This window comes from Microvirga sp. HBU67558 (assembly GCF_018069605.1).
Lineage (GTDB): Bacteria > Pseudomonadota > Alphaproteobacteria > Rhizobiales > Beijerinckiaceae > Microvirga > Microvirga terrae.
Genome location: NZ_JAGPUP010000534.1, coordinates 45039 through 54726, shown reverse-complemented (window position 1 = coordinate 54726; position 9688 = coordinate 45039). Strand labels below are relative to the sequence as shown.

At 57.2% G+C, this 9688-nt stretch carries 6 protein-coding genes; 1 reads left to right on the top strand and 5 read right to left on the bottom strand.

Going from position 1 to position 9688, the window contains the following annotated elements; genetic code table 11:
- Nucleotides 1-425 precede the first annotated feature (425 nt).
- The 3 genes from KBI52_RS18900 to KBI52_RS18890 all read right to left on the bottom strand — a co-directional run bounded on the left by KBI52_RS18900 (nucleotide 426) and on the right by KBI52_RS18890 (nucleotide 4017).
- Complete coding sequence (locus KBI52_RS18900; RefSeq protein WP_173946892.1) at nucleotides 426-1367, bottom strand: ABC transporter substrate-binding protein; 942 nt, start codon at nucleotides 1365-1367, stop codon at nucleotides 426-428.
- A gap of 104 nt (nucleotides 1368-1471) precedes the next feature.
- A complete protein-coding gene (locus KBI52_RS18895; RefSeq protein WP_262265675.1) occupies nucleotides 1472-2467 on the bottom strand; it encodes an ABC transporter permease in 996 nt (331 codons plus the stop codon).
- 5 nt (nucleotides 2468-2472) lie between these two features.
- Nucleotides 2473-4017 carry a sugar ABC transporter ATP-binding protein gene (locus tag KBI52_RS18890; RefSeq protein WP_210810272.1) on the bottom strand — a complete coding sequence of 515 codons (1545 nt, stop codon included), beginning with the start codon at nucleotides 4015-4017 and terminating at the stop codon, nucleotides 2473-2475.
- Between the two features lie 1782 nt (nucleotides 4018-5799).
- Here KBI52_RS18890 and KBI52_RS18885 point away from each other — a divergent pair.
- A complete protein-coding gene (locus KBI52_RS18885) occupies nucleotides 5800-6438 on the top strand; it encodes an SGNH/GDSL hydrolase family protein (protein WP_173946894.1) in 639 nt (212 codons plus the stop codon).
- Nucleotides 6439-7039: 601 nt separating this feature from the next.
- Here KBI52_RS18885 and KBI52_RS18880 read toward each other — a convergent pair.
- Together KBI52_RS18880 and KBI52_RS18875 are read right to left on the bottom strand one after the other, a co-directional pair.
- Nucleotides 7040-7354, bottom strand: a complete 315-nt coding sequence (locus tag KBI52_RS18880) for a hypothetical protein (protein ID WP_173946895.1) — start codon at nucleotides 7352-7354, stop codon at nucleotides 7040-7042.
- 771 nt (nucleotides 7355-8125) lie between these two features.
- Nucleotides 8126-9640: a hypothetical protein gene (locus tag KBI52_RS18875; RefSeq protein WP_173946896.1), complete on the bottom strand. Its 1515-nt coding sequence runs from the start codon at nucleotides 9638-9640 to the stop codon at nucleotides 8126-8128.
- Nucleotides 9641-9688 lie beyond the last annotated feature (48 nt).

Genomic DNA, 9688 nt, shown 5'->3' with positions numbered 1-9688 from the left:
TGAGAGAGCGATCACGGTCATTTCTGCGGTGAGCGGTTCAAAGGAAAGGCTTTCCTTTGGTCCTCACGAACAGAATTCAACCGTGTCGCCGTTGCTGTCGATCACCCGGGAATGGTCCATCCAGCGATCTCCCAGCTTGATAGAGGTCTCGTCGAATACCTGTTCCTCCGCCCTCTGAGACCTCCATCTCAGTCGCTGAAACGCCGAGACAAGACGTTGCGATAGCGCCTTGCTTGGTGCTTGCAACACAACCCAAGCGAATACCCACAATGGTATCCGCTTGGGCCATCCCGTGGAGTCACATGGTTCACATGATCCACAAACGACCTGTGAAGCCCGCCTTCAGTCCACGTCACTTGCTCGCGAGTTGTCATGAGCCAATTGCCGCAAAGCTAGAGGCTTGTCCCTGTCACGACTACTGCCGCCTAGTCATACAGTACGGCTGCGATCTTCGGATCGCTAATATTGGACTTGTCGTAGTAGAAGAAGCCTGTGTCGATGATCTTCTCGAGCTTCTCGCCCTTGAGTGCATTGACGGCAGCCTCAACCGTCTTATATCCGATACCAACAGGGTTCTGCGTGATGGCTCCCGCCATTAGGCCTTCCTGGATAGCTTGCTTCTGCTGCTTACCGGAATCGTAGCCAATGATGACGATCTTGCGGTTCATTTCCCTGGCACCATTGACGACTCCGATTGCCGAGCCCTCATTCGCGCCAAAGATTCCCTTGAGTTTGGGGTTGGCCTGGAGGATCGATTTGGTGATCTCGGTCGATTTCAGGTGATCGCCTGAGCCGTATTGGATGCTTACGATATTGATCTTCGGATACTTTTCCTTGATCCGGTTCGCAAATCCATCTCGCCGATCGATACCCGTACGACTGGTCTGGTCATGCACCACGAGAGCAATGTCGCCCTCGCCTCCGATGAGCTCCGCCATCTTGTCAGCAGCCAGAGCCGCAGCCGCCAGATTGTTGGTCGCTGCTGTGGTCAGCGGAATGTCGCTGTCGACGCCGGAGTCGAACGCGATGACGGGAACCTTGGCGGCCTGCGCCTTGCGCAACAGAGGGATTGCGGCCTGACTATCGAGGGCTGCGAATCCGATGGCCTTCGGGTTCTTGGCAAGCGCTGCCGATAGCATGTCGATCTGCTTGTCAACCATGGTTTCGCTGTCTGGACCTTCGAACGTGATGCGCACGTTATAGTCCTTGGCTGCCTGCTCGGCTCCGGTTTTGACAGCCTGCCAAAATTGATGCTGGAATCCTTTCGAAATAAGTGGGATGTAGGTCTCCTGGGCCGCTGCAGGTCCGGCAAAACCGACTAATGCACCAATGCTGATGGCACCAATCAAAGTGCGTCTGTTCCACATCGTTTCCTCCTGATCGTTGTATACTTTGGCCTATTGGTGAATGAGTTAGGACAGATTACCGGGTCGCGTGCTCCTTTGGACTCGTGAGAAGTAAGGGGAGATCCTCAGGCCTTGCGGCGCAGGATGTCGGCATACACGGCGAGAATGATAATCACTCCGGTCACGACCGTCTGCCACTCCTGAGCCACCGAGAGAATACGTAGGCCGTTGGTGAGCACGCTGATGATCAGAGCTCCGATGATTGTCCCGAGAATGGTGCCGCGTCCACCGCTCAAGGAAGTGCCTCCGATGACGACGGCCGCAATGGCGTCGAGCTCGTAGCCTTGACCGAGCGCCGGTTGGGCAGAATTGAGTCGCGAGGCGATGATGAGGCCGGCAATGCCGCAGATCCCGCCTGAAACTGTGTAGACTATGATCTTCCAGAAGTCGGTATTCACCCCGGAGAGTCGCACCGCCTCCTCATTGGATCCCAGGGCAAATGTGTATCGGCCGAAGGCGGTGCGCGTAAGAACAAAACTGGAGGCAATCGCAACTATGAAGAGGATCAGGACGCCATTAGGGATCGGGAGAAACGGGAGGATCGCCCCGATCAAGGACTCTTGCGAGATCAGCGGAAAACTCGGCGTATCATTGAAATAGATTGGACGGGTTCCCGAGATCACAAGCGCGAGTCCCTTCAGCAACATCATCATGCCCAGAGTTGCGATGAACGGCGGGATCTTCATCTTGGCAATGAGGGTGCCGGAGACTGAGCCGCAGAGAGCGCCGGCGGCAATAGCCGCCACGATGCCGACAGGCATCGGCAGTCCCCAGTATGTGAGGAATACGCCGGCAATGACTGCGCAGAACGTCATCAACGTTCCAACCGACAGATCGATTCCGCCGGTGATGATGACGAATGTCGCCGCCACGGCGAGAACACCGTTCACAGCTGTTGCCTGCAGAATGCCGATGAGATTGTCAGGCTGAAGGAAGTTCTCGGAGGCAACGCTGAAGACAGCCATCAGGGCGATCAGGCTGGCGAAGGCCAGGATCTTCTGCCATGCTCCTTGGCTGAACGCGGCAGACTTGATGACGGTCTGGGCTTCCTTTTCTGCGATGGTCGTCACGTAGTTGATCCCTCGGTCGCCGCGTTTGATGTATTGGTTGTGAGACTATGCCGCTGCGTTGCGAGGCGCATGATGTCCTCCTGCGTGGCTCTCTCAGCAAGGAGTTCGCCGGTCAGCCGACCCTCGCACATCACGGCGATCCGGTGGCTCATGCGCAGGATCTCAGGCAGCTCGGAGGAAATCATCACGATCGCTCTGCCCTCGGCGGCGAGTGTATTGAGGAGCTTGTAGATCTCACTTTTTGCTCCGACATCAATGCCACGAGTCGGTTCGTCGAAGAACAGGATCTCGCAGTCGCGGGCAAGCCATTTTGCAATCACGATCTTCTGCTGGTTGCCGCCTGACAGAAACCGCACCTCCTGGGCATCAGAAGGCGTCTTGATCCGTAGCTGCCGGATACAGGAGCCTGCCATTTCACGGATGGCGCGCTTTTTGAGGAACATGTTCATGGAAAGGAAGCGTCCAAGGCATGGCATGACGATGTTGGCCGCCACGTCCATGCCTGTCGCTAGACCAAAGCGCTTCCGATCTTCGGATAGATAGCCGATGCCGAGCCGCACGGCATCCTGCGGTGACCGGATCGTCACGGGTCTGCCCCGGATTAGAATCTCGCCACCATCAAGGGGGTCCGCGCCAAAAATGGCGCGCGCGACCTCTGTCCGCCCAGCTCCCATCAAACCAGCGAATCCCAGGATCTCGCCCTTCCGCAGTTTGAAGCTTACATCCTTAATGACATTGCTGCGTCGAAGATTGCGGACCTCCAGCACGACGTCGTGGCTCGACAGATCCGGGACCTCCGTCTTCCCTTCGGAAAGACTTCGGCCAACCATCATTGAAATAATTGTATCAACGCTCGCAGCAGCGGTAGGAACAGTTCCAACATGCTCGCCATCGCGCATGACAGTGACGCGATCGGAGATTTTCTTCAACTCATCCATCTTGTGGGAAATATAGACAATGCCGACACCTTGAGCCTTGAGCTTCCGGATAATGCTGAAAAGCTCGCCAATTTCCGCATTGTTGAGAGCCGCAGTGGGCTCGTCCATGATCAAGACCCTGGATTTGAAGGACAGGGCCTTGGCGATCTCGATCATCTGCTGCTTGGCCACGGTGAGTTGGCCAACCTCGACCCGCGGATCAAGTTTGAGATGCATGCGTTCGAAAATTTCGGCAGCGGCTTGGTTTAGAGCCTCTTCATCGAGCAGAAGTCCTCCAACTCGCTTAGGTTCGCGGCCGATGAAGATGTTCTGTGCCGCCGTGAGATCGCTCATCAGGTTCAGTTCCTGATGGATGATGCTGATCCCAAGATCCTGCGCGGCCCGCGGCGAAGGAATATCAAGGGCAACGCCCTCAATGCAGATCTCGCCGGCATCCTTTCGATAGATTCCGGCTAGAATCTTCATCAGGGTGGACTTGCCGGCGCCGTTCTCGCCCATCAGGGCATGAACTTCCCCAGGAAGGAGTTCGAAGCGTGCCTTCTTGAGCGCCTTCACGCCCGGAAAAGATTTATCGAGGTCTTTGATCACGACAAGCGGTGTCATGAGCCGGGATCCAGCTGGCTGGGGCTCCTCACCTGCACGACGCTACAGAGTGAGCATGCAATAGCGACGACACCTGCCGCATCCATTACGTCTGGGGGATCGCTACACGTACGCCGGATCTCGCTCGGACACTTGAGATCCCAAGCCATCGCGGTCTCCGGCAGGAAGTATTCCTGTACCCGCATCGATCGCTCCCGATCACCATCCTGCGGCGATCTCGCGCTCTTGGCGGCTTTTCAGTTCGACCTCTTGCGAAGCCAGATCTGATTAAGACGCAGTAGCTCACGATATTTCGAGGATGATATTCATGAAGGCCAAGGGCAGGCAACTGAAAATATGGATCTGATCGACCTGCGAAGGGGACGTTCTGCAACACTATCCTGGCGGACCGGTGGCCGCCCTGAATGGATTGTTCTTCGGATAGGATGGCGAGCAGGAGAGGAGTGTCTTCGTCGTTTGAACCTGCGGATTTGCATCGGCCCGTTTAGGTCTGTTCCAACGGAACCGGCCAAGGCGTTCGGATGAGCATAGGAATACGCTCTTCTGAATCTGGTTCAAAAGCTTGAGGCAGCGGAGGTTGAGGGAGTTCGATGGCGCCGACGCTGTCAACCCAATCGAAACGCGGCCTTAGAGAAACGTATGATGGAAGGTCTGGGAATGGAATCGAGGTTGGAGTTGCAGGAACGACCTGCTCGGGTGAAGGCAGAGACGGCTCAACTGGCTCTGGGAGTGCAGGCATCAAGGTAGCCAGAGGAAAACTTGTCTCGGCCGTAGATGGCGGCGGTGGCATTGCGGCCTCCGATGGCACCTCTGGCAGGAAGGATGTGGGCGGCTCCGGCGGTGGCATTTCGACCAGCGATGTGGAAGGGAAGGTCGGTTCGGCAGGCTCCAGAGGTGGCGGCATCAGCTTGGTCACCGGAACCTCGAGTTCGGTCCTTTCCGAGAGCGACGGCGTTATGGCACCTATGGACGGTTCGTGCTTGACTGGAAGCTCCGTTGGCGATTGCGGTCCATGCACCAAATCAGCCTGATGTTGAAGCGATTGAACTCGCCTCACGGTTGCACTTCGGGTGACCAGATAGGAACGGATACCCGGACGGTTTCCGTCGTTCTCGGATATCGTCCCAGCCCGACGCCTCTCCCCCACGTTGTTCGGCTGTGGATTGGGCGCAGCCTTCAAAGGATGGAAATGAGGTATGTCGATCGCATTCACCACTCTTTCGGCGCAAGATGCGTTGGCCCAACTCACCGTAAGGGCAGTAAATACCCAAAACTTATGCATCCCCTCGCCAACCCTCCTGATCTAGTCGTCAGGGTAGCGAAGAAAAACTGCGCGGAGGAGATCCCGCGGCAATTTGCGCTCGGAATCAACAAGACTTTCTGAAAATCGTTGCACAAAGGGCGATCTGCGAACTGGGATTTGACCCTCGTTCCACTCTCGCGACATGCCATGCGGCATCAATACTCCTAAGCGTTGGATCAGCATCTTCTTCGCTGGTCGGCCCGGGACGAGGCAAGGGTCGAATCGTCACCTTGAGTGTTGCTTCAGAACCCATTCTAGCTCGTGGTGCTTGTGGTGACGTCGGCCTCGTTCCGAAGGCATTTTGGGAGACCCTCACGTACAGACCCGATTGTAACCTACAAACGTTTGAGCTTGTCCGACGGGCAAAAGCATTCGGCAATCCGTAGCATCCGTCGGCAGAGTTGGCTTTTACTCGTCGTGAGAGTGTTGACCGGCCAAGGACGCGGCCCTAGCGTGAAGTGTCAATGACAGATGTCTCCATGGCCCGCACCCTTCTCTGCTTCGGCGACAGCAACACCCACGGATCCCCACCAATTGTTACACGGGGAGAGGCCTACCACCGCTTTGATGCGGACACGCGTTGGCCGCGTCTGGTAGCATCAACACTCCCGGACTGGGAGGTCACGGAGGAAGGACTTCCTGGACGGACGGCTCAGTTCCCCGATCCGGTGGCAGGGGCCCACATGGACGGACGCGAGGGCCTGAAGATCGCTCTTCAGAGTCACGGTCCCATCGACGCTCTGGCGATTATGCTTGGGACGAACGATACCAAGACCCGCTTTGGCGCCACACCCGGAAAGATTACGGCAGGGATTGCCAGTCTCCTCGACATCGCCATGGGTCTTGAGATGCAGCAACGACATGGCGGCTTTCGCATCCTGGTGATCTGCCCGCCGCCGGTTCTCGAGCAGGGGCCGATCCGCTCCGAGTTTGTTGGCGCGCGCGAAGTGTCACTCAAGCTTCCCGCGCTTTATGCCGTACTGGCGGAGGCACGGGGAGTGGGCTTCATCGATGCCGGAGCGCTGATCCAGGTAAGTCCGGTTGACGGTATCCACTTGGAGCCTGACGCACATCGGAAGCTCGGCAAGGCTGTAGCGGAGACGGTCGGCCGGTTCTGAAAGCGCAGTGTCGAAGTCGACACTTCGTCGCGGGATCGACCGTGGCCAAGGTAGCACCTGGAGAGTAGCTGTCCTGATGACAATGACGGCAATTCTCATCCACAACCAGAACACGGGGGACGACGCCCCGCCCGGCGGGCGATCTCGCAATCGAGAAGCAAGCCGCGAGGTGCGCCGAGGTCATTGGAGCTAGGCGCGAGATCAGCTTCGCGAGACGGAGCGCAGCGAGGGCGGAGGCCATCCGCGATGTCGAGATCGTATCGTTCAGTTCTCTGTGTCCTGGCGACACCCTTCAAACTCGGTTCAAGGGATTATGCCAGCCGGGTAGGCTCCGGTCACCCGCTCAATCTGCTGGACGACGCTCGTATGGGTTCTGGCCGACCATTGGCTCGGGTCCTCGTCACATTCACCCAAAACTGCCTTTCAGGCGTGTCGCCGCCACCATAAGTTGGCATACGGCACCCCTCTGCAGCATGGGAACGAGTTGTCTCCTGCTCGTAAATCGTCCAGCGCACCCGCGTCGGCTCGCGCCTTGAGCTGCGCTGGCTTATGTTGATGAATTCTCTGCTGTTGTGTCAACGTCGCTGTGATGCAGCAATGTCTAGTCAGTAAAGCGAAGTGTTCCATCCTTACATGTATCGAGTTCAGGGAGTTCGGCCGTTGATTCATCCTCAAAGGTTGCGGCGACAGCTACCATGCAGCCGGTGACCCTTGGAAGCCTTAAAGTGGCTTTCGCCTTTGGAGCGAGTGGCTTTGTCAGCCGAACGGTCTGTCCATTCGCGCCAATAGCGATATCGGTTGCCGAGACATCGCGAGCATTGGTGACGACGACGGAAGAATTCGGCTTTGAAGGTGCAGCGAAGACACCAGTGGCAGCGAGCAGGAAGCTAGTGACAATCAGGGTTCGAACAATCATGGCAATTCCTCATTTTGCTGTTTGGAATGCATCGTTCATGGGAGGGATCAAACCCCGGCCCGTCTTCAGATCCGCCGCTTCGTTTGTTGCTGACGGACAGGCGCAACCTAGCTTAAGTGTACCGTCTTCATAATGGAGCGGTCATCAAAGTAAGAGCGCCGGTTGCGCTTGGCGCTCCAGGTAGACCTCCTTTCACGGCCAGTTTCAGAGGGAACAAGGACCATGCCATCTCGGCACGCAAGGAGGCTGCGCCTGCGGGGTTCACAAATGGTTTAAGTTCTTGACCAGAAGTTCCCTTCTCTCAACAACTCTCCCGGCAGGTATCTAGCGCATCGTGCGAAAAAGTGGACCCGGTTCTTCGCGGTCAGCGATGCGCCAGCCAAACGTGGAGCATCGTGCGGACCCAGCGGGCCACGCAAGTGAAAAGTGGATCCGGTATTCGCTGGCGTGGCCCGGCGGCAAGCCCTTTGGATTGAGCGGAAGATCTCCATCATCCGGATTATCACCGTCGAGCGCAGACGACTTCCCCACTTGGAACATCGCGGACTCAAGGCAGTGTCAACGAAACAGTGGATTGACCATAGCGGTGGTGTGCTACAAGCTAATCGCGCGTGCTTCCGAAAAAACCTGTTTGCGTACCCTGTCGAGGCCAAGCGCTCCCTTGGCTTCTGGAGCGGGCGCATCGGCCACAATCTTTCTCCTGGGCATTAGATTCACGTGACCGCGCGCCCGACGTCCGTTGGGCAACCTGCTTGCAAAGCAAACGGGTACCTAATAGAGCGCCCACAGCCCATCGACCGGCCGCAGAGTCACTGGAAGATCCGGAGTGAAGGGCCCAGGAGGAGCGGAGTTCCGGTTACTTGGCAGGCGAGCGCCGCGCTTGAGCTTAACGGGAGCGTCTCTGCTTGCCACGTCATCCGACTTAGGTTTGCTGGTGGGTGGCACAACCGGCTTCTGTGAAGTTTTCTGCGGGGGATCGCGGTGGATTCGCATCGTTCCGTCATCAGGCAGTTTGCGCTCCGTCTCGACGTTGAGAGGTGATGGCACCTGTCGATCCCTGGGTTGCAGGCTGGCGCCATCGATGCTGGTTCTGTTGTTCGACCGGACGCCACTCCGGAATGTTTGGATCACGGGCTCGAGTAGGATCGGTGTGGTCTGGAAAATCAATGTACCAGGGATGAAAGCTGTGTACGTCTCGAAAGCCTTCACTTGTCTCTCCAAGGCTTCTCGGTCCCGGAGGACCGTAGCGCTATTCTCCTTCTCCTGACGGAGGGCTTCCTTGATCGCAGCGCTGCCCGCAACTTGGGCTTTCAGAGCCAAAATTTCTCTTTGAGAGGCGCTTAGCTGCTGAACGACCGAAGCACTGCGCTCTCTCTCTTTATTTAGCTCATTCTGCAACTTGGCCTCACTCGCTCGGAGATCAGCGGGCTCACCCTGTCCGACTCTCGAGTGCTCTGGCGTCACATTTGCTGGTTCGTGCCCATTATGCGTTGAGTTTCTCGCCCCGGCTGAGCCAACTCTATCTGTCTCCCGCGAGACCAGTTCTCGCCTCAACGAGTCGATTTCGCCTGCTGACGCCTTTGCTGCATCTCTTTCCCGCGCGAGAGCCAACCGCAACTCGGTCACTTCTGCGGCGCTCCCCTCAAGGGCCGCAAGTTGTTCTTGCGCAGCAGTCAATTTGGCTGCGAGTTCTACCAGCGCAGCTTTACTCCTCTCCGCTTCTCTGGCATAGGCGTCGCGCGCGTCCGAGGCGCTTATCGCGTTTTGAGCCATTGCGGTCAGCTGCCCTCGCATGAGGTTCAGGTCATGGGCGGCTGAAGCCGTCCGTCCTCTTTCCTGCTCCAGTGATTGCTCTAGCTCTACCGCTCTGGCCCCCTTTTCTTTCAATGTTGCGAGTTGCTCTCGCACGGTGCGCAGCTCTTGTACCGCTGCCTCGGCACGCACCCTCTCCTTTTCAGCCATATCGTTCGGGCCTTTGCCATTCATGGCATTTGACGTGACCTCACCGGCTTCGATCCGTGCAGTCAACTGAGAGTCATGTTGCTCACGCGCTACAGCCAACAGCAAACTCTGTAGTTCCGGGTTATGAATATCATCTCCGATGAGTATGGCGAGTGTCCCGGCGTTGACAGCAAGGATGAGCCGCTGTCGTGCCCCGTCGAAATCATTCTGCTGCAGAGCTTTTCCAACATCAGCAGCAAGCTCGGTTCGGCCAGGGCTTGCTAAGAGGCTGTGGAGGAGCGACGGCCAATCCCTTTGCGAGGCATCGATGCGAGGGGATACCACATTGTCCCGCTCCGCGTGATTCGTTGGTGATTGTGCTGAGTCCCGTGG